The following is a 19,255-nucleotide window of genomic DNA, read 5'->3' as shown; positions in this document are numbered from 1 at the left end:
TCATCAAAGGCTCGCCAAGGGCTTACCAGAGGCTCTCGAGCAACGCGTCGAGCTTGACGCTCGCGTTGTTGCCCAGGTCGGCTACTTCGTTGGGGTAGTTCTTCTTCAGCAGGCGGGCGACCTCGGGGAGCTTGGCCCGGTCGAGATCGAAGGCACCGATGCGGTCGGGCAAGCCGAGCGACTTCACCATCTGCGAGATGCTGTCGGCCAGGTGTGCGGCGGCATCCACGTCGCGCGAAGCGGCGCCGTTGTCTGCAAAAAAGATGCCGAGCTTGTCGCCGTAGAAATCCGCGCAGGCGCGAATCACCGGTGCCAGCGTGATGCAGGAAGTCGCGCTGTGCGGCAGGCCGAAGGTGCCGCCCAGGATGTGGCCGATGCGGTGGCTCAGGCCGTAGATGACCGAAGCGGGCGAGAAGTAGCACTGCCAGGCTGCCAGCTGGAGCTGCAGCAGGTCGTCGGGTGTCACCAGTCCCTTGTCCAGCGCCTCGCGCGTGGTCATGGCTTGCGGCCACTTCCGCAGCACCGTCATGAACCGTGCAAGCCCGCTCGCCGCCATGATGGCGTGCGGATGCTCCTTCGTGACTTTGCGCATGCCCTCCACCGCATGGTCCATCCCCTTGATGGCGGACGACAGCAGCAGCGCGCGCGGCGTGTCGAACACGAGCACGGGGTCGATCACGACCACCTTGGGCACCGTCTCGCGCACTGCATGGCTGCGCTTGAATTTCTCGGGGCCGTCGGTCTCGGTGATGCCGAAGTAGTGAGAGAACTCGGAGCCCGAGAGTGTCGTCGGCAGTGCCGCGATGGGCAGGTAGCGCCCGGTCCTTTCATGGTGCAGGTAGGACACGGCCTTGGCCGCATCGAGCACCGAGCCGCCGCCCAGCGCCACGATCGACTCGGCCCCGGCGCGAAGACAGGCGTCGAGGCCGGCCTGAACCGCCACGTCCGGCACGTGCGCCGGCAGCTCCATGAAGCTGCCCACAGCCTGCTTCAGGTTGGACCGCACGCAATCCTGGTAGAGCTTTGTCAGCGGTTCGACGGTGAACGTCATCGGCCGGTGGATGCCGTGTTCGCCGAGCCGTGCCACGGCGCCTTGCAAGATGTGCTGGCCCCAGAAAATGCCGTCTTGCGGCAAGCAATTCAAATGATTCATCTCGATCGGCCTTGTGGAAGTCAAGGCCGAAAAGATAGGTCGTCCACCCGCCGCTCACAAGCCGCTCTTTGCAGGATGCAGCGTTCATGTTCGTGGACGACACGGCCTTGCCGCCCGGCCGCTTCACTCGAAGCTGCGGGGGTGGTCGAAGGCCGTGACGACCGGCATCTCCACGGCGAGGAAGTCGACCAGCGAACGCACCGCGGGAAGCAGCCCGGTGCGAAACGGGATCAGCGCCGAGATGCGGGCATCCGCCGCCGACCAGTCGGGCAGGAGTTGCTGCAAGGTTCCGTCCCTCAGCTCCGACCTGCAGATATAGCCCGGGAGTGCAGTGATGCCCAGGCTGGCGCAGGCCGCCTCCTTGAGCGCGACCATGTTGTTGCTTTGAAAGCGCGGGTCGATGGGCATGACGAGTTCCTCCTCGTTCGGCCCCTTCAGCTGCCACTGCTGCGTCCCGTTGCGCACCATCGCAATGGTGGCGTGCTGCGCAAGATCCGCGGGGTTTTCGGGCACCCCCCTTTGCGCGAGGTACCCGGGGCTGGCGAACAGGTACCAGGGAACGTTGGCAAGAGCGCGCTGCACCAGCGTGGAGTTCTGCAGCGACGCCGTATGCCCGCGTATCGCAAGATCGAAACCTTCGCCCACGATGTCCACGTACCGGTCCGTCGCGATCTCCACGACGCGCACCTTCGGATACCGGTTCATGAAGACGGGGAGGATTTCGCGGAGGGCGAACTGCGCGATCTCCACGGCCGTCGTCAGCCGGATCACCCCGCTGGGTTCGGCCAGGCGCTGGCGCACCGCTTCTTCGGCGACGTCGGAGCTGTGCAGCATCGCGACCGCGTATTGGTAGAACTCCTTGCCGATGTCGGTCATGCCGAACTGGCGGGAGGTTCGGTTGAGAAGCCGTACCCCAAGGTAACCCTCGAGCTCCTGGACGCGGTGGCTCAGTGTCGATTTCGGCAGGCGAAGGGCCGACCCGGCAGCGGTGAAGCCTCCGCGGTCGACGACCTGGACGAAATAGAAGACATCCTTCAGATCCAGCATCGCGATCCTGGTGAGAGAGCAGAGAGGCCGTGCAGCAGCGACAGCGCTGCCGCCGAGGATAGCGCTGCAACTCTCTGGTCGCTATCCCCCGTCTCAGGCGGCTTCTGCCACCGGCTGCGCCACGCGCAGCGACCGCGCCACCGATGCGACGCGCCGGCCTTGGTAGGTCGCCACGGCAAGGTCTTCGGCACCCGGCATGACCGAGTCCCTGTTCGAGACGTGAGTCGCGCCGTAGGGCGTGCCTGCCGCGAACATCGCGGGATCGGCATAACCCAGCGGCACGATGATCAGGCCCAGGTGCGCCATCGGGCCGTAGAGCGACAGCAGTGTTGCCTCGTTGCCGCCGTGCCTGGAAGAAGTCGAGCCGAACACCGAGCCGGCCTTGCCGTTCAGCTTGCCCTGGAACCAGAGGCCGCCGAGCGAGTCGATGTAGGCCTTCAGTTCGGCCGAGATGGAGCCGAAGCGCGTCGGCGTGCCGAAGACGATCGCGTCCGCCCACTCGGCATCGGCCTCGGTCGGGGCTTCGTACTTGGCGTTCATCTCGCTGGCGCGCTCGGCCCATTCGGGCACCTGGCGCATGACCTCGGGCGCAACGAACTCCCGCGCGCGTCGAAGCCGCACTTCGGCGCCCTCGGCCAATGCGCCTTGCGCGACGGCCTTGGCCAGCAGCTCGGTGGAGCTGTTGCGGGAATAGAAAGCAATGAGAACCTTGGGTTTGGACATGGGTTGACCTGTGTGTGGATACGAAAACAAAAAGGGGGAGGCGTGCTGGCAGCCGTCAGACGGCGATGGGCTCCAGGCGCCCGAGGAGCTCGTCCTTGCGGTCGCGCAGCCACGGCGGCAGCTGGAACTCGGCGCCGAAATGGCCGGGCTCCTCGTCGATGGCGAAGCCGATGTCGGTGGTCGCCGCCTCGAACATCACGCCGCCCGGCATCTTGAAATACATCGAGCGGAAGTAGTTGCGGTTGACGGACTCGGAGGTGTCGATGTGGCCCATCGACATCAGCTTCTCCTTGATCTGCATCTGCTGCTCGACGCTGTCCACCGCGAAGGCCACGTGGTGGATCGTGCCCTCGCCGTAGATCGACGAGCCCTGCAGCCGGTCCGGCTCGTGCACGAATTCGACGATGGTGCCGGGCTTGCCGTCGGCGGTTTCGAAGCGGTGGTGCGGGCCCGATTGGCCGGCGTAGTGGAAGTCCAGCGCCTCCTTCATGAAGATGATGGATTCATCGACCTCGCGCAGCGACAGCGTGATGCTGTGAACGCCGCGGATCGCGAACTGCGCCGGAATGTCGTGCGCGGTGCAGGGCGGGCGCGTGTCGTTGCCAGAAGCCACGAGGTCGAACTCGATGCCGCAGGGATGCTGGAAGCGCTGGCGTTGCTCGCCGAAGCGCTCGACCACGGTGTCGTCGAAGGTCACGCCGCGGGCGCCGAAGCGCTCGCGCCAGAAATCCAGCGAGCCCGACGGCACCGAGTAGTTGATGACCTTGATCTGCCCCGAGCCGCGGCGGCCCTTCACGCCTTTCTGCTTGAACGGGAACGAGGTGACCAGCGTGCCGGCATCGCCCTCGGCGTTGCCGTAGTAGAGGTGGTAGACCGGCTCTTCGCCGTCCAGCAGCACCGTTTTCTTGACCAGGCTCTGGCCCAGCAGCTTGACGTAGAAATCCACGTCTTCCTGCGCGCCGCTGACGCAGGCGGTCAGGTGGTGAAACCCTTTGATGATCGACATGTGCGTAACCCTCTATGGATGCAGTTGCCTGCTAGTGACTGAATGAAGCGAAGTGTTCGAGCGGCAGTTTCTGCAAGGTCATGCAGTTCTCCGGCATGCTGTTGTTGGCCCAGCCCATCGACATGCCGGCAATTACCATCTCGTCCTGGGGAATGCCCAGTTCCGCGCGGAGCACGTGGTGCTGCAGCGACCAGATCTGCTGCGGGCAGGTGTCCAGGCCCCGGGCCTTGGCGGCCAGCATGATGTTCTGCAGGAAGCAGCCGTAGCAGAGAAAGCTGGCCCATTCCAGGCGCCGGTCCATCGTGAAGATGATCCCGACCGGCGCATCGAAGAACAGGAACTGCCGCTCCACGTCGCGCAGGCGCCCGCTCTTGTCGCTGCGATGCACGCCTTGCGCATCGCCCAGCTGGCCGCGGAAGGTGTTGAAGCGGCCGGCGTACGGATCGTGCAGCGGCTGCGGAAAGAAGGGGTACTCCGGCGCCAGCGTCGCGTGGTTGGCGCGGAACTCTGCCACCGCCGCCTTGGTGACGCGGTCGCGGGTCTCGCCGGTCACGACATAGCAGCGCCAGGGTTGTGTATTGCTCGAGCTGGGGGCATAGCTCGCGGTCGACAGGATGTCTTTCACCATGTCGAGCGGAACGGGCCGCTCGAGAAAGCCGCGCTTGCTGCGCCGCTCTCGAATGAGGTCGTCGATGGCCGGTGTCGCATTCATTTCCAGGATCTCCATCAGTAGGTTGGCTGACATGGTCGTCTCTCAAAGTTTGGTTTTGAAATTAACTGAATACCGCAGAATCGAGGGAAATCGTAGGGATGCAATGGGTGCCTGAGAAGACCTCGATTCCTGCACGCTCGGTCCGGGAATCGCGAACGATCAGGGCGTTCATTTCCCCTGTCGGGCCATGTGCGGGCACACCGGCGGCGGGTCGCCGATGAAGGTGCGCGCCGACCAGAGTTCGGGGAACGGGATCTCGTCCATCGTGGGCGCGAGCCACGCGACGCCCTCGGTGCCGAAGTACGCCGGCCGCGCGCCGAAGGTGCGCCGCGTGGCCATCAGGTGCCGGAATTTCCAGTTGCAGAAGCCCTCGGCAATGTCGGCCAGGGTCTCGCCCAGTTGCTGGAACTCGATGTTCGCGTCGGGGTCGGCGTAGACCTGGCGCCAGACCTGCTCGACGTCCTTGCTGGGCTTGTAGGGGGCGCTCAGGTCACGCGCGAGCACCTCCGCCGGTACGTTCATCCCCTTGCGCCGGAGAAAGGCGAGCACGTCGTCGTAGAGGCTGGGTTCGGCCAGCGCCTTGCCCAGCTGTTCACGGCGATGGGGCTGCGGCTCGAAGTGCTGCAGATGCTCGGCCTGCTTGATGCCCAGCAGGTAGACCATGTGCCGGTAGGTCCATCCCTGCAGCGCCGTGTCCTTGCCGTGCGTGGCGACGGCGCGCGAAAGAATCGCGAGCAGGTCGTTCGGCGTCATCCAGTCGATCGATCGCCAGATGGCGTCCAGGGGCGCGTGGTGCGCAACGACGCGCAGAAGCGTGCGCCAGGCCTGCGGCAGGTTGTCCGCGCGCAGGAACGCCTGGGCCGTCTGGATCTCCTTGATGATGAGCATCCAGTAGAGCTCGGAGACCTGCACGTGAACGATCCAGGCGTGCTCGCCCGGATGGTCGCTGACGGTGCGCTGTAGCGAGTGCAGCGTGTCCGTCTGTATCCATGCGCTATAGGGTGTCTGGCCGGCGGCGGTGCCGGCAGGCACAGGACGTTCGGCGTTCTTCAGGGTGGGGGTGTCGTTCACTTGGTGCTCCTGGTTGTGGTGGGGTCTGTCAGCGTGTCTGATGGGTCGAGTGGATCGCGGACACCGGGCGCAGCAGATGCTCCATCTGCTGCGCGGTCTGCAAGAGGACCGCGTCGTGACCGGGCTTCGCCACGATCTGCAGCGCCGCCGGAAGCAGGCCGTCGCGCGCTGCGAGAGGGATCGAGATCGCCGGAAAGCCCGCGACATTGAAGGGCGCGGTGTAGGTCATCAGCGCCTCCCGGACCGTACCCGACCAGCTGCCGATATCGATCGAGGCCTGGGTCACTCGCGGCGCGGTGCAGGGACAGGTCGGCAGCACAAGGCAGTCGACCGCCGACATCGCGCGATGCAGCCGGGCGGTGAACTCGCGCCGCGATTGCTGCGCGCGTGCGTAGTCGCCTAGCGTCATCGTCTTGGCACGTTCCAGCCGTTCGATGGTCTCGCGGCCGTAACCGGCCGCGATGCGATCGGCGTCGTTGCGCCTGAAGTGCTCGACGCCGCCTTCGGTCAGGACGATGTGCGCGAAGGCCTCGAAGACACCGTCGAAGAGTTCCGGCGCATCGAGCGTGGTGCAAGCAAAGACCCCTTCGAGTGTTGCGACGGCGGCGTCGAACGCGGCAGCGACCTCGTCGCTCAACGGCACGGGCGCGATCTCGCGGATGACGCCCAGGCGTGCGTGTGGATGTGCGGCGTTTCGCGGCACCTCGACGCCGAAGGCGTTCGCGAGCATTGCGATGTCGTCGACCGTCTCGCCAAGAAAGCCGGGATGGTCCAGCGTCGGGGCCAGCGGAAAGATGCCGCGGGTGGACAGCGCGCCGAAGGTCGGCTTGAAGCCGACGACTCCGCACAGCGCGGCCGGAATCCGCACCGAGCCGCCGGTGTCCGTGCCCAGGCCCGCCGCCACGGCGCCGTAGGCGATGGCCGCGGCGGCACCGCCGCTGGAGCCACCGGGAATGCGCGTGCGGTCCAGCGGGTTCAGCGCATCGCCGAAAGCGGCGCTGGCCGTGGTCACGCCCCAGGCGAATTCGTGCGTGGTCGTCTTGCCGATGGGAATGGCGCCGCGCTCGATCAACGCGCGCACGATGTCGGCGTCTACGGCCGGAAGGTGCCCCAGGTAGGCGGTCGAGCCGTAGCTGGTCTCGATGCCTTGGGTGTCGATCAGGTCCTTGACGCCGATGGCCAGCCCCTCCAGCGGCCGTTGCCGGCCTTGCGCATAGCGTCGTTCGCTTTCCGCCGCAGCCCGGAGTGCGCCGTCCCAGTCGATGGCGGCGAATGCATGCAGCTCGCGCTTGCCGGCCTCTGCCGCATCGAGCGCCTGCTCGATCAGGCCCGAGACCGTGATGCGCCGCGTGGCAAGGGCTTCGAGCGCACGGCGAAGACCGGGGGCGCGTGGGACCACGCGGGTTGGCTGGCGAACGGCGTTCAAGGCTTGGCTCCGTGTTCACGAAAGTAGGACGAATTCGCCCGCCATCACGACGTGACGGGTGACCGGATCGGTGGCTAGAAGCTGCGGCGGGCGGTAGATCGCGCCATGCCGCGGAAAAAATCAGGCGACGGCTTCGGCCGTGCAGTCCGCCACGGCATCCATGTAGCGTGAGTGCGGCATCGAATCGAGCGACGCCCGGATTGCTTCCTTGCACAGCGATGGCCGCCTGGCCAGCACGTCGAAATAGCGCGTGACGTGGGGCAGCGCGTCCCACATCGACGCCAGCCCGAGGTAGTTCAGGCGCACCAGGTTCACACCCCAGAGAACGTCCGCGAGCGAGAAGCCGTGCCCGTTCGTGCAGCCGAACGAACCCGCGGCCAGATCGCGCTCCAGGTCGCTCAGCAACTGCCCCGTCTTCTGGCGCGCAGCACGCTGAAAGGCCGCGTCATGGCACACCTTCTTGCCGCCGCTCTCCTTCACGATCTTGGCGCGGTAAGCGGCCACCAGCTCGGGTTCACCGGCGTTGTCGGCCACCAGGCGTTCGAGCGCCATGACCTTGTAGTCGTAGACGGTCTGCATCGACGCCTTGAGCACCTCGGGCCGCAGATCCGCATCCGGATGAAAGCCGTAGAGCAGGGCGCCGTTCGGAATCCTGTCGACGATGCCGACCTGGCGCATCACCTCGGCGCGCGCATCGGGCGCGTCGGGAACGAGCAGGAGCGGCGCGCGCGATACGCCGTCGAGGTAGATGCAGATGCGCTGCGAATCGGCAATCACGCGGCCGGCCTCGTGATCGACGAGCAGGGGCACGACACAGGGGTCGAAGCCTTCGGTCTCGACCGAGGTGCGCCCGCTGTAGCCGCTGACGAATTCCCGGTTCAACTCGCGCGCGGAGACCAGGCGCAATCGGATGTAGGCGGGGCTGTAGTGTTCGGCCGGAATTAAGCCTTCGCTTCCCATGGTGCTCAGGATCAGCATGTCGTTGGAGCGATACGAAAGCGCTTTCTCGTGCAGCACCGTGCGCACCTTCTGTGAGCACAGCGAACTCGCCGCATGGAAGAGTTCGAACCTGGGTTCCGGGAGCCCGCCCACGAGGGTGATGCGGGAAGGGTCCGCAATGGCAGCGCGCGCGGCGGCGGTCATTTCGATCAGGGAGGCACGACTCGTCATCACATTCCTCTTCAGCCTGCGCGGCAGGCACACCAGCAAACAACAATGAGCGGGGTTTGCGTCCGGTCCGGTTCAGGATGGACGCAGGCAAATCGTAGGGAGCCCGCTGGGGGTTGAGAAGGCGTCGGAGCTTGTACGCACGGTCCCGGAAATTCGAACGATCGATGGCGTGGCCGCAGTGATTGCCGCGGCCGGAGCTCGATGCAGGCGCGCGTCAGGCGCTCGCCGCGGGGCCGTCTTCGGGAATCAGCTGCACCCAGCCGCGCTGGCCTTGCACGCGCGCCAGCCAGCCGCGGATGCCGGCGAAGCGCGCCATGTCGTAGCCGCCTTGCCCGGCCAGCGACACATAGGCCGAGAGTGCGAGGTCCGCGATGCTGTAGTGCTCACCCACGAGCCACGTGCGCGCGCGTAGCCACTGGTCCAGCTTTTCGAGGCCGGGGTATCCGTCGGCCTGGAACCGGTCGATCTCCTGCCGCTTCCCCTCCGCAAGGCCGCGCAACTGAAGCACGCGCGGGATGGCGATGGCTTTCTGCAGGTCGGCCTGCTCGAAGAAAAGCCAGGCCATGACTTCGGCCCGCAGGTACGGGTCGTCGGGCAGGTAGGGCGTGCCCTCGGCGAGATGCAGCAGGATCGCGCCCGATTCGACGATCGGCCGACCGTCCTCCAGCACGAGAACCGGTACGCGCGCGAACCGGCTGATCTGGAGAAATGCGGGTTCGCGGCTCTCGCCTTTCTGCAGGTCCAGCGTGATGCGTTCGTAGGCCAACCTCAACTGACTCAGCAGGATGCGGATCTTCCATGAGTTGCCCGATAGACGACTGTCGTAGAGACGCAGCATGGTTGACTCCATCAAGTGAGGCCCGCGGGACCGGAATCGGAATGTCAGCTACGGCCCGGAAGATTCGCCGCCACGGCAAAGCCGTCTCGGGCCGTCCGCCGATTTTCATCCTGGAAAGCCGGCGCTGCCGTCGGCCCGCCGGAGCCTCAGTCGCCTTGCAAATGCAATGCCAGGAAGGCGGCTGTCCTGCCGTTTGCCAGTGCAGCGGCTTCGGCGTCGTAGTTGATGCCACGATGGCGTGCGAAGGCGTGGCCGCAAGCGGGGTAGTCGTAGGCCTGCACCTGCGGATGGTTCGCGAGGGCGGATGAAATTTTCCTCTGCGCATCGATCGGAATGTATTCGTCCTTCTCCGCGAGATGAACGATTAGCGGGCTGGCGATGCAGCTCGCCTCGTCGATGTATTTGTCCGCGTTGCCGGGGTAGTAGGCCGCCACCGCATCGGCGCCCGCACGCGCGGCCGTGAGGAAGGCCAGCAGGCCGCCGAGGCAGTAGCCGACGACACCGACCCTGCCCGTAGCACCCGGCATGCCGCGGGTGGCCTTCACGACGGCGGCGATGTCGTTCACACCGGCATCGATGTCGAAGGCGTTGTACAGCGCAAGGGCCTGCGCGCGCTCCGCCTCGGTTTGGTCGGTGAGTTCGACGGCCGGGGCGATCCGCCAGAACAGGTCGGGGCAAACGGCCAGGTAGCCTTGCGCCGCAAGCTCTTCGCATGACTGGCGCATGTCGGCATTGACGCCGAAGACTTCGTGGACGACCACGATGGCCGGCGCGGGGAGCCTCTGCGGACGTGCGATGTACGCGGGGATGTTCCCGCCGGGCGTGGTGATTTGCAGCGAGTCGTGCATTGGTCTTTTTTCTTGGAGCCTGCTCAGGCGTTGAGCCAGAAGGCGACGTTGCGCACGTACTGCTTCGTCGAGCGCAGCGCTTCGGAAAAGCGGGCGATCCCGTCTCCGGCGGGCTCGGCCACGAAGGAGGGACAGCCGGCCGAGGGGTCCCAGTTGTAGTCCGCGAAGTGGTGGAAGGTCGACTGCGCGATGGCCTTGCCGCCGTGTTCGGAGCGCTCGAACGCGACCGCGATGTTGTAGCGCCTGCCGGACAGCGAGCTCTGCCCTTCCATGACGACGCGGCAGCTCGAATCGCCGGGCGGTACCCCGACGGTGCCTTCGTGCGGATGCGCGGGCAGGTACTGGATCACGCCGGTCGCCGAGCGCCTGTCGCGCATCACCGGATGGATGCTGCCGACCGAGCGGATGCGCTGGTAGTCGCCGTTGGCGCCCGAGTGGTAGTTGGGCCAGGAGATCGGGCCCGAGAACGGGTTGTCGAGGCAATGGCGATTCGTGTCGGGCTCGCAGTTGCGGCTGTGGAAGTGGTGCGCGGCGCCGACCCCGCTGAGGTTGCAGATCGAGCTGCCCAGGTCCATGTGGTCGCGCGTGACCATGAGGCCGCCGCCGCGATGGCGGAATCGGCTGATGCTCGCGCAATCTTCCGGCGTCAGGCCGTCGCCGGTATCGACGGCAAAGAGCCAGAGCTGGTCGAAGTCCGATTCATCCAGCGTCGACAGCACCGGATCGGGGGCCGCCCGCGGAGCGCGGTTTCGCGCGGTCACCTGGAAGGCGGGCCGACCGTCGTCGTCCTGCAGCTGCGAGAGAAACGAACCGAGCTGACTGAAGCGCGAAATGTTCCAGTCGTCCGGGTCTCCTTCGATCGTGGTTTGCAGCAATAGATTCAGCATGGTGCGAGGGCGGGGTCGGTCGGTCGTCTACGCGGTTCAGCTCTTGAGGAAGGCAAGCAGGTCTGCATTGATCTTGTCTTGCATCGTGGCGGTGAGCCCGTGCGGCGCGCCGGGGTAGTAGATCGCCTTGGCGCCCTTGACGAGCTGCACGGACTTCTTCGCCGAGTCTTGGATGGGCACGATCTGGTCGTCCTCGCCGTGCATGATCAGGGTAGGTACATCGATCTTCTTCAGGTCTTCGGTGAAGTCGGTTTCGGAAAAAGCCTTGATGCATTCGTAGGAATTCTTCTGGCCGCATTGCATGCTCCAGAGCCAGAACTGGTCGAGGATGCCTTGCGACACTTTCGCGCCCGGGCGGTTGGCGCCGAAGAACGGGACGGCGAACTCCTTGTAGAACTGCGAGCGGTCGCCGGCGACGCCGGCGCGAAGGCCGTCGAACACCTCGATCGGCAGGCCTTCGGGGTTTGCCGCGGACTTCAGCATGACCGGCGGCACCGCGCCGATGAGCACCGCCTTGGCCACCCGCTTGCTGCCGTGGCGTCCGATGTAGCGCGCCACCTCGCCGCCGCCGGTGGAGTGGCCGACCATCGTGGCCTTCTTCAGGTCGAGTGCCTCGAAGAGAACCGCGAGATCGTCGGCGTAGCCATTCATGTGGTTGCCCGACGAGGACTGGCTCGAGCGGCCATGCCCGCGCCGGTCGTGCGCGATGACGCGGAAGCCGTTGCGCGCCAGGAAGAGCATCTGTCCGTCCCAGGCGTCGGCGTTGAGCGGCCAGCCGTGGGAAAAGGTGACGACGGGACCTTCGCCCCAGTCCTTGTAGTAGATCTGAGTGCCATCGGGGGTGGTGATGGTGTTGTTGGTCTTGGAAGGGCCTGGGTGCGGGGCCGAGCTGCGGGTTGCTGCGCCGGCGGCCTCCTGCATGCCGAACGCGAGGGTGCCGGTGGCGACGGCGGCGCCGGTCGCCATCAGGTGTCGGCGCGAAAGGTTCTGTGTGGTCTTCATGGTTTCCTGCGGTTGATATCGAGACGTCGGGCCACGGTGCGCGAGTGCTGCGGAAGAGCCGTGGAACGGTTGAAATGCTAGGTTCGCCGAGGGCGCGGGGGTAGGCCCGCGCAGGGACTCATGCTGTTGTCGCCTCGGCACCAATCCCGATGTCGGCCTGCTGCTTCGGGCCGAGGTCGCTGAGGCAATCCAGGTCGGCCGCCCGGATCTTCAGCGTCATGAAATCGATGAATACGCGCATGCGTGAAGGCAGGTGCTGCCGGCTCAGGTAGCAGATGTAGTGCCCGCTGTCGTCGGGTGCGTACTGGGTCAGGAATGGAACCAAGGCACCCGTCCTCAGCGATTCGCAGGCCAGGTACCCGGGCAACTGGGCGATGCCATGGCCGTCGAGCACGGCCTGCAGCACCAGGTCTGCGTCGTTGTAGGTGAGCTTGGCCTGTGGCACGAGCTTGCGCGGTTGGCCTCCGACCTTGAACTCCCACTCGGAGATGCGGCCGGATGAAAAGCGGAAGTTGATGCACTCGTGCTGGGCCAGCGCTTCCACAGTGGCGGGCAGCCCGTGGGCTTCCCGGTAGGTGGGGGAGGCGCACAGCATCAACTGCATGGGGATGATCTGCTTGGCGATGATCTGGGCGTCTTCCATGCGGCCGTTGCGAAACGCGATGTCCACGCGGTCCGAGGTGAAGTCGGTCGGCTTGTCGTTCAGCAGCAGGTCGATGGTGACCTCCGGGTAGGTCGCGCGAAATTCGCCCAGCAGGGGCGCGACGACCCGGCGGCCGAACCCGACCGCGGCGTTGATGCGCAGGTGCCCGCGGGGCGGGCCTTGCCGCAGGTCGCGCATTTCTTCCACGGCCTGGACGATCCGGTCGACCCCCGTGTGGCAATTGGCATAGAAGAGGTCGCCTTCGCGCGTGAGCGTGGTGCTTCGCGTGGTGCGCAGGAAGAGCCGGACGTTCAGCTGGTCTTCCAGCTTCTGGACGCTGCGGCTCACGGCGGAACGGCCGATGCCCAGGCGATCGGCGGCCCGTGCGAAGCTGCCTTCCGTGACGACGGCAATGAAGGCGACCACGCCCGCATAACTGGTGGCGAAGCTGGAGGCCAGCGGGTCCGCGCGCGGCGCGAGGGGGATGGAAGAGGGCGAAGGGAGGGCAGAGGTTGTCATGGGTCGGCTTCTCGGTTCGAGGGATCAGGTGTTCTGGATCCCTCCATGAAAGCGAAGCGGCCACTCTGCGCGCAAAGCCATGCCGGGGCCAGTTAAGCCCTGTCAAGGTTTGTTATGGGCGGCCGTCCGGCGCCGTACCGATGCGCCGGATGCGGCGAGGGGTCTTTCGGGTCCGCAGGAGTTCGCTGCGCAGCGCGCGGGCTTGCGCAAGGCCGGGGTGCTCGTCGCGAGGCGCAGCGCGCGCGCAGATCTCGTCCAGCAGGTCGAGGGCGTCCGTCGCCTTGCCCCGGCGCATCCACAGCCTGGCGGTGCTGACCGCCGCACGGAACTCCCATCCAAGCGCGCCTTGCTGCCTGGCGGTGTCGATGGCACGCCGGTAGAACGTCTCGGCTTCATCGTCCAGGCCGCGCTGCTCGCAACGCCGGCCCGCAGCGCGCCAGGTCTCGGCCGCGCTCCATTGGCCGTGTCCGGCGCCCGCCCGCGCGATCGTCTCGTCGTCGATCCAGTCGGCGCAGAAGGTCACGAGCATTTCCTTGCGTGGCGCGTCGAACGCGTCGAGCTGCTGCGCAACCTGGCGAACATGGCGCTCCCGGTCCTCCGCGGTGGACGCCTGCAGGCCCAGTGCATAGCAGTGCGCCCACTGGTGCCAGTACACGAGGCCTCTGCGCTCGGTCTCGTCCAGCAGCATGCGAACCCATTTGCGCGCCAGTTCCAGCTCGCCAGACCACAGGGCGACGGGGCATGTGCCGAACAGCGCGAAGCACAGCGACAGCGCATTGCCGCCGGCCTCGGCGAGAGCCACTGTGCGGGTAGCGGTGTCCATGGCCTTCGCCGCATCGCCCTGGAGCCAGAGCGTGCGGGCCAGCAAGGCGTTCGATGCGACGGCGGCATCGACCTGGAACAGGTTGACGGGCGTCTGGCGCACCGTGCCGCCGACAAGGATCGCCGCTTGGGCACCGGTGCTCGCCGCAGAAAAATCCCCACAGAAGTGACTCGCGAGCGCCGTCATTCGATGCGCCAGGTTGAGTGCAGCGGGGTCGGGGGTCGATTGCGCGAATTCGAACAGCACCTGCGAGTGGTGCAGCGCGGCCGCGTATTCGCCGCGAATCGCATGCAGCACGCAGATGCCCCAGCGAGCCTGAAGCTCCAGCACGACCGACCTGGCCGACATGGCTACAACGAGCGCTCGATCGTAGGCGGCGCCCATTTCCGGGACCGGTCCCCGGGTGTGCCACAGCGCATTGCCCAATGCGATCTGCAGCCAGGCCTCCGTCTCCGTGTCGGTGCCCGGCTGTTGCGTGAGGCACGCGAGCGCGGCCGTGACCCGGTCGCGGTACTCCTCGACCTGCGAGACGTGAAACCATAAAGGCGCCGAAGCGATGGTGAGCGCGGCGCCGGTCTCCCAGTCGTCCTGCGGCGCGAGGCACGCGTCAAGTGCGCTGCGCACATCGTCCAGCCGGTGCGCGTAGCGCGCGTTCCAGGCCTGCCCGGTGAGTTCGCCCGAATCCGAGGTCGCGGCATTCATCAGCTCTCGCATGAGGAGCGCATGGCGCCGCCGCAGCGCCGGGCCCTCGTCGGTTTGCGCGAGAAGTGCGGCGGCGTAGCTTCGCGTCGTGTCGAGCAGGCGGTAGGGCGCGATGGCATCGCTGTTGTCGAACGAGACCAGCGACTTGTTGGCCAGCGAGATCAGTGCATCGAACGCCACTTCGGGATCCATGTCCGCCCGCGTGACGCTCAGTGCCGACTCGACATCGAAGCGCCCCCGGAAGACCGAGAGCCCACGAAAGAGCCGCAGCTCCGCATCGTCCAGCAGCGCGATGCTCCAGTCCAGCGCCGCCGCGAGCGTGCTGTGCCGCGGCAGAACGGCCCGGCTGCCCGCGGAGTAGAGCCGCATGTGGTCATTCAGCCGGAACGCGAGATCGCCGATCGGCTGGACGCCCAGGCGTGCTGCCACCAGCTCGATGGCCAGCGGGATGCCGTCCACTTGCCGAGCGATCGTGGCGAGCAAGCGGCCGTCGGAATCCTCGAACGCGCGGGCACCCACGGCCTTTGCGCGCTCGACCAGGAGTTCGACCGCCGGCGACGCCATGGCTTCGGCGAGGTCGGCGCATTCCGCGTCGGGCACCGCGAGCGGAGACAGCCGCTCGACGTGTTCTCCCTCGATGCGAATGGCCTCCCGGCTGGTGGCGAGGATGCGCAAGCCGGGCAAGGCACCGAGCAGTTCGGTGATGAGCAGCGCCAGTTCATCCAGCATGTGCTCGCAGTTGTCGATCAGCACGAGCACATCGCGGTCCGCCAGCCGCTGGAGAATGGCTCGCGTCGTGTCGGCGGTGTCCGCAGGTGCGCCGAGCGACCGGGCCACCGTGCTCGCTAAATGGGTCCGAGAGACCAGCGGCGAGAGGTCGATGAAGGCCAACTGCATGGCCGTGCGTTCCGCATGGCGTTCGGCCGCATGGATGGCGACACGGGTCTTGCCGATGCCACCCGCACCGACGATGGTGACCAGCCGTCGCGTGTCGAGTGCCGCCAGCACGCGCTCCATGTCGGTGTCGCGGCCCACGAGGCGGGTCAGGCGCTCCGGCAGCTTTGCGAAGGACGGCGCGGGCAGGGCCACCGCCAGCGATCGGTCCTGAGGCGGCGTGCCGACCTGCTCGCGAAAAGCCGTTCCGTTGAACCGGTAGCCGCGCAAGGGGATGTTCGAGATCCATTCCTTGCAGTTGTCCCCATCTTGCGGTTCGCCCAGGGCCTTGCGAAGCGCGGAGATGTGGACCCGGACACTGGACTCCTCGACCACCACGCCGGCCCAGACGGCGGCGAGCAGCTCGTCCTTGCCCACGACCTCGCCCCCGCCCCTGAGCAATTGCAGCAGCAGCTCGAACGAGCGGGAGCCCAAGCGCACGCTGTGCCCGAGTCTTTCGAGCCGGCGCTGGGTTTCCCACAGGATGAACGCGCCGAAGCGCCAGCGGACCTCGCCCGGTCCCTGCGCGGCGCCGGCATCCGCCTGCGATGGCGCGGCGCGAGCCGCGATGTCGTACATGTCACCCAATCGCCGGCCCCTGCAACGTGGGCGCTCCAGGCCGGCCCCCGCGGCGTGTGATGGCGACGGTCCGCTCGCCCGCAATGGGAAATGCCTCAAGCGCAAATTTTTTCATTGGACGATCCAGTCAAGAAGATGAAGGCGGCAGTCATTCGGGCCGCACGATGCGGCGGAAGAACTGTCTGCCGGACCTTGGGGACGTGCCCCTTCTGGATGCAAGACGGTCGGCCACGGGCTTTTGTGACAGGGATTCGCGTTTTGCGCCTCGCATGCGCTGCAACTGCCGCTGTCGGTGGTGTTGAGCTATTGGATGCGAGGCGGGGCCGTTCAGCAGTCCGGCCTGCTTGAACGAAACGTCCGGAAATGGCGAACGATCTGCCGCGGACACACTCGGCGATTGGTGTGTGGCCGGCAACACGGTGCGCCGCCGCAGCGGCCTTCTGCAAGGGGATGCGGCTGCCTACGATTCCGTTCTATCGCGAGAACCGGAGAACAACGTCGTTCATCACCGAGGCCCCCTGTCGCGATGAATCCGGGGTGGCCGCATCAAGAAGCACGGATTCCTCGTGAAGCTTTATCCCAACGGGGGCGCGCCATCCGCCCTCCAGACCCCGCACGACATTCGCGCTGCGACGAACTTACGCTGCGCGACCCGGGACCGGGCGCTGGCCGTCATCTCGCACGAACTCAGGCAGCCGCTGAACGTCATCCAGATGAACGCCAGCCTGCTCCAGCGCCTGCCCGCATCCGCGGTGCCCTTGCAGCTGCAGGGCATCGCCCAGGCGATGCAGCGCGCGATCGAAAGTCAGACGCGGCTGATCGACGACCTGCTCGATTTCTCGCGCGTGCGAACCGGCAAGCTGGCGCTGCGCCGCACGGAGGTCGACTTCGGCGCGCTCGCGCTGGACCTCGTCGCCGCATTCGGTGCACGCTGGCCCTCGGGGTGCTTCTGCGCAGAGGTGCAGGCGGCCGATCCGTTGATCTGCCATGCCGACCCGGTGCGGCTGGAGCAGGTCGTCGGCAACCTGCTGGACAACGCGATCAAGTTCTCGCCCATCGGCGGGGAGGTCCAGGTGCGCCTTTCCTCGGAGGAAGGCTTCGCCCGGCTTGCGGTGGCGGACAGCGGCTGCGGCATCGCGCACGAGTTCCTGCCGCATGTGTTTGGCCTGTTTAGCCAGGCCGGGACCGGGGAGGGCGGCTCGCGCGGTGGGCTGGGCATCGGCCTCGCGCTGGTGCATGGCCTCGCGGTCGCTCACGGCGGTTTCGTGAAGGCAACCTCCGCGGGGCCGGGACGCGGCGCCGAGTTCAACGTGTGGCTTCCTCTTCATCGACGCGCCTGACGGTGCGCCGCACATTGATGCCGGGCGGGCAACACGGCAGTACCTCCTGCATGCCTACCGCAACCCAGATGCGAAAACTAGCATTCGAATCATGCCGCGATGTTCGCGAAACGGAGCCCAGCCGTCCTGAGGCCAGGGCGATAGCGCCCTCTATGAACCACCATGACGCAGCGCATTCATTCCCTCGCGCAATCGGGCGCACCACGCCGCACACGCAAGACACGCAAGGCGCGCGAGCAGGCCTTGCAGGCGGCCGCCGACGCCGCACCGCGGGGTGCGATGGACCGCGTCTGGAGCGCGGGATACATGACCGCCTCGCTGCTGGCCATCGCGGCGGCCTTCGCGGTCGCGGGCGGTGAGGCGGCGAACGCGGAGCTGCGCTTTGCCACCGTGGCCATCAGTGCGATGCCGCTCGCGCAGGACGTCTGCTCCGCAGGCGTGGCGCCGCATGCCAGCCCGCTGGCGCAGGCATGTGCTGGCGCCCTCGCGCATGGGGGACACCCCTCTGGCGCGTGTTGAGTCGCAGCCCACCGTGCACGCCGATTTTCAGAAACGAGCGAAGGCCGATGCCTGTGCCTGCCGCTCGCGATGCATCCCTCACGGGTGCGAAGCATTCAAGTCCCGCCACTCATTCACCAAAGGAAATCAGCATGAAGAATTTCTCCAGCCTCGCCCGCGCATTCACAGCCATCGGTATCTTGGCATTGCATCTCTCGGCCCCTGCAAGCGCGGCCACATCGGGCGTGCGGCCGGCTAGGCCCACCGTCGTGCTGGTTCATGGCGCGTTCGCCGAATCGGCCAGCTGGAACGAGGTGGCGCGCGACCTTCGCGCACGCAGCTTTCCCGTTGTCGCGGCTGCCAATCCGCTTCGCGGCGTGAAGTCCGACGCGGACTATGTGGCTGCCCTGGTGGGCTCGATCCCCGGACCGGTCGTGCTGGTCGGGCATTCGTATGGCGGTTCGGTGATTTCCGTTGCGGCAGTTGGAAAGCCCAATGTCCAGGCGCTGGTCTTCGTTGCGGCATTCGCGCCTGAAGTGGGCGAATCGGCGGCCGACCTGTCGGGCAAGTTTCCCGGCAGCACGCTCGGCCCCACGCTGGCCGCACCGGTGCGCCTGCCGGACGGCGGCAAGGACCTCTACATCCAACAGGAAAAATTCGGCCAGCAATTCGCCGAAGACGTGCCGCCGGCGGTGGCCCAGTTGATGGCTGTGTCGCAACGTCCCATCGCCGAGAGCGCCTTAGGCGAGGCGGCGCCCGCCGCCGCCTGGAAGGACGTGCCCTCGTGGTTCATCTATGGCGACCGCGACAAGAACATTCCGCCTGCAGCGCTGGCCTTCATGGCCGAGCGCGCGAAGTCGATGAAGACGGTCGTGGTCAAGGGGGCTTCGCACGTGGTCATGATCTCGCGGCCGAAGCTGGTGAGCCGGCTGATCGCCGAAGCCGCCCAAGCTGCTGATGCGGTCGCGACGGCAAAGCCCTGAGGCTGCGCGCCGCTCGCGTCCCGATGCTCCGCACCCATGAAGGTGTCGCTGCCTCCTCGCAACGTCTGGTTGGAATGGCTCAAGAACGCTGCCTGCGCTGTGGCCCTGACGTTCGCAGTCGGCGCCGGCGCGGTGATTGCCGCCTCCGAGTCGCAGCAGCCCATGGCCGGCAACGCCATCGTCGTGCTCTGCGGCGCGATCGGGCGTTGCCGGGGCGCAGTGAATCCGGAGGTGTCCGTCCCTCGGGGGACCGTCGTGCAGTCCCTGACGCATTCGGAGCCTTAACAAGGCTTGACACGGTTTAACTGGCGACGGGTTCGCCAACTGCACAGACTTTCACCCATGACTTTCA

The 19,255-nt window shown here is 66.5% G+C and carries 18 protein-coding genes; 4 read left to right on the top strand and 14 right to left on the bottom strand.

All coding sequences use genetic code 11. The features are described 5' to 3' along the window. Positions 1-22: 22 nt before the first annotated feature. The 14 genes from JC881_RS31900 to JC881_RS31835 form a co-directional block, all read right to left on the bottom strand. A complete protein-coding gene (locus JC881_RS31900; RefSeq protein WP_198789756.1) occupies positions 23-1,153 on the bottom strand; it encodes an iron-containing alcohol dehydrogenase in 1,131 nt (376 codons plus the stop codon). A gap of 123 nt (positions 1,154-1,276) precedes the next feature. Next, positions 1,277-2,200 carry a LysR substrate-binding domain-containing protein gene (locus JC881_RS31895; protein WP_198789755.1) on the bottom strand — a complete coding sequence of 308 codons (924 nt, stop codon included), beginning with the start codon at positions 2,198-2,200 and terminating at the stop codon, positions 1,277-1,279. A gap of 93 nt (positions 2,201-2,293) precedes the next feature. Then, entirely contained in the window at positions 2,294-2,923 is a 630-nt protein-coding gene (wrbA, locus tag JC881_RS31890; protein WP_198789754.1) for an NAD(P)H:quinone oxidoreductase, read from the bottom strand. 55 nt (positions 2,924-2,978) lie between these two features. Next, positions 2,979-3,929, bottom strand: a complete 951-nt coding sequence (locus JC881_RS31885; protein WP_198789753.1) for a ring-cleaving dioxygenase — start codon at positions 3,927-3,929, stop codon at positions 2,979-2,981. Between the two features lie 31 nt (positions 3,930-3,960). Further along, positions 3,961-4,641, bottom strand: coding sequence for a nitroreductase (locus JC881_RS31880; RefSeq protein WP_198789773.1), 681 nt, complete (start codon positions 4,639-4,641; stop codon positions 3,961-3,963). A gap of 168 nt (positions 4,642-4,809) precedes the next feature. Beyond that, positions 4,810-5,712: a tryptophan 2,3-dioxygenase gene (locus JC881_RS31875; RefSeq protein ID WP_198789752.1), complete on the bottom strand. Its 903-nt coding sequence runs from the start codon at positions 5,710-5,712 to the stop codon at positions 4,810-4,812. 28 nt (positions 5,713-5,740) lie between these two features. Continuing rightward, on the bottom strand, positions 5,741-7,138 hold the full coding sequence (locus tag JC881_RS31870; RefSeq protein WP_198789751.1) for an amidase: 1,398 nt from the start codon (positions 7,136-7,138) through the stop codon (positions 5,741-5,743). Positions 7,139-7,258: 120 nt separating this feature from the next. Then, positions 7,259-8,308 carry a glutathione S-transferase family protein gene (locus JC881_RS31865; protein WP_198789750.1) on the bottom strand — a complete coding sequence of 350 codons (1,050 nt, stop codon included), beginning with the start codon at positions 8,306-8,308 and terminating at the stop codon, positions 7,259-7,261. A gap of 214 nt (positions 8,309-8,522) precedes the next feature. Further along, on the bottom strand, positions 8,523-9,146 hold the full coding sequence (locus JC881_RS31860; protein WP_198789749.1) for a glutathione S-transferase family protein: 624 nt from the start codon (positions 9,144-9,146) through the stop codon (positions 8,523-8,525). A 146-nt stretch (positions 9,147-9,292) separates the two neighbouring features. Further along, positions 9,293-9,994 carry a dienelactone hydrolase family protein gene (locus JC881_RS31855; RefSeq protein WP_198789748.1) on the bottom strand — a complete coding sequence of 234 codons (702 nt, stop codon included), beginning with the start codon at positions 9,992-9,994 and terminating at the stop codon, positions 9,293-9,295. A gap of 23 nt (positions 9,995-10,017) precedes the next feature. Next, positions 10,018-10,881 (bottom strand): hypothetical protein, encoded by an 864-nt coding sequence (locus JC881_RS31850; protein WP_198789747.1) that lies wholly within the window; start codon positions 10,879-10,881, stop codon positions 10,018-10,020. A 36-nt stretch (positions 10,882-10,917) separates the two neighbouring features. Next, positions 10,918-11,883 (bottom strand): alpha/beta fold hydrolase, encoded by a 966-nt coding sequence (locus tag JC881_RS31845; RefSeq protein WP_198789746.1) that lies wholly within the window; start codon positions 11,881-11,883, stop codon positions 10,918-10,920. A 118-nt stretch (positions 11,884-12,001) separates the two neighbouring features. Then, the gene (locus JC881_RS31840; RefSeq protein ID WP_198789745.1) at positions 12,002-13,045 is read right to left on the bottom strand and encodes a LysR family transcriptional regulator; all 1,044 of its coding nucleotides are present in this window, start codon (positions 13,043-13,045) and stop codon (positions 12,002-12,004) included. Between the two features lie 112 nt (positions 13,046-13,157). Continuing rightward, positions 13,158-16,082, bottom strand: coding sequence for an ATP-binding protein (locus JC881_RS31835; RefSeq protein WP_233102163.1), 2,925 nt, complete (start codon positions 16,080-16,082; stop codon positions 13,158-13,160). 566 nt (positions 16,083-16,648) lie between these two features. Between JC881_RS31835 and JC881_RS31830 the strand changes: the two genes are divergently transcribed. From JC881_RS31830 to JC881_RS31815, 4 genes are all read left to right on the top strand, one after another. Then, positions 16,649-17,422 (top strand): sensor histidine kinase, encoded by a 774-nt coding sequence (locus tag JC881_RS31830; RefSeq protein ID WP_198789744.1) that lies wholly within the window; start codon positions 16,649-16,651, stop codon positions 17,420-17,422. Between the two features lie 162 nt (positions 17,423-17,584). Further along, positions 17,585-17,941, top strand: coding sequence for a hypothetical protein (locus JC881_RS31825; RefSeq protein WP_233102162.1), 357 nt, complete (start codon positions 17,585-17,587; stop codon positions 17,939-17,941). Between the two features lie 131 nt (positions 17,942-18,072). Next, positions 18,073-18,903 carry an alpha/beta fold hydrolase gene (locus JC881_RS31820; RefSeq protein WP_198789743.1) on the top strand — a complete coding sequence of 277 codons (831 nt, stop codon included), beginning with the start codon at positions 18,073-18,075 and terminating at the stop codon, positions 18,901-18,903. 36 nt (positions 18,904-18,939) lie between these two features. Beyond that, positions 18,940-19,188, top strand: a complete 249-nt coding sequence (locus JC881_RS31815; protein ID WP_198789742.1) for a hypothetical protein — start codon at positions 18,940-18,942, stop codon at positions 19,186-19,188. Positions 19,189-19,255: the final 67 nt, after the last annotated feature.

The organism is Variovorax sp. IB41, assembly GCF_016405905.1.
In the GTDB taxonomy this organism is placed as follows: domain Bacteria; phylum Pseudomonadota; class Gammaproteobacteria; order Burkholderiales; family Burkholderiaceae_C; genus Variovorax.
The sequence above is the reverse complement of the archived record's forward strand: the minus strand, read 5'-3'. Positions and strand labels throughout refer to the sequence as shown.

Coding starts and splice junctions, on each gene's coding strand:
- JC881_RS31900 (WP_198789756.1), bottom strand. CDS start 1,153: ATGAATCATTTGAATTGCTTGCCGCAAGACGGCATTTTCTGGGGCCAG.
- JC881_RS31895 (WP_198789755.1), bottom strand. CDS start 2,200: ATGCTGGATCTGAAGGATGTCTTCTATTTCGTCCAGGTCGTCGACCGC.
- wrbA (WP_198789754.1), bottom strand. CDS start 2,923: ATGTCCAAACCCAAGGTTCTCATTGCTTTCTATTCCCGCAACAGCTCC.
- JC881_RS31885 (WP_198789753.1), bottom strand. CDS start 3,929: ATGTCGATCATCAAAGGGTTTCACCACCTGACCGCCTGCGTCAGCGGC.
- JC881_RS31880 (WP_198789773.1), bottom strand. CDS start 4,641: ATGAATGCGACACCGGCCATCGACGACCTCATTCGAGAGCGGCGCAGC.
- JC881_RS31865 (WP_198789750.1), bottom strand. CDS start 8,308: ATGACGAGTCGTGCCTCCCTGATCGAAATGACCGCCGCCGCGCGCGCT.
- JC881_RS31860 (WP_198789749.1), bottom strand. CDS start 9,146: ATGCTGCGTCTCTACGACAGTCGTCTATCGGGCAACTCATGGAAGATC.
- JC881_RS31855 (WP_198789748.1), bottom strand. CDS start 9,994: ATGCACGACTCGCTGCAAATCACCACGCCCGGCGGGAACATCCCCGCG.
- JC881_RS31850 (WP_198789747.1), bottom strand. CDS start 10,881: ATGCTGAATCTATTGCTGCAAACCACGATCGAAGGAGACCCGGACGAC.
- JC881_RS31845 (WP_198789746.1), bottom strand. CDS start 11,883: ATGAAGACCACACAGAACCTTTCGCGCCGACACCTGATGGCGACCGGC.
- JC881_RS31840 (WP_198789745.1), bottom strand. CDS start 13,045: ATGACAACCTCTGCCCTCCCTTCGCCCTCTTCCATCCCCCTCGCGCCG.
- JC881_RS31835 (WP_233102163.1), bottom strand. CDS start 16,082: ATGTACGACATCGCGGCTCGCGCCGCGCCATCGCAGGCGGATGCCGGC.
- JC881_RS31825 (WP_233102162.1), top strand. CDS start 17,585: ATGACGCAGCGCATTCATTCCCTCGCGCAATCGGGCGCACCACGCCGC.
- JC881_RS31820 (WP_198789743.1), top strand. CDS start 18,073: ATGAAGAATTTCTCCAGCCTCGCCCGCGCATTCACAGCCATCGGTATC.
- JC881_RS31815 (WP_198789742.1), top strand. CDS start 18,940: ATGAAGGTGTCGCTGCCTCCTCGCAACGTCTGGTTGGAATGGCTCAAG.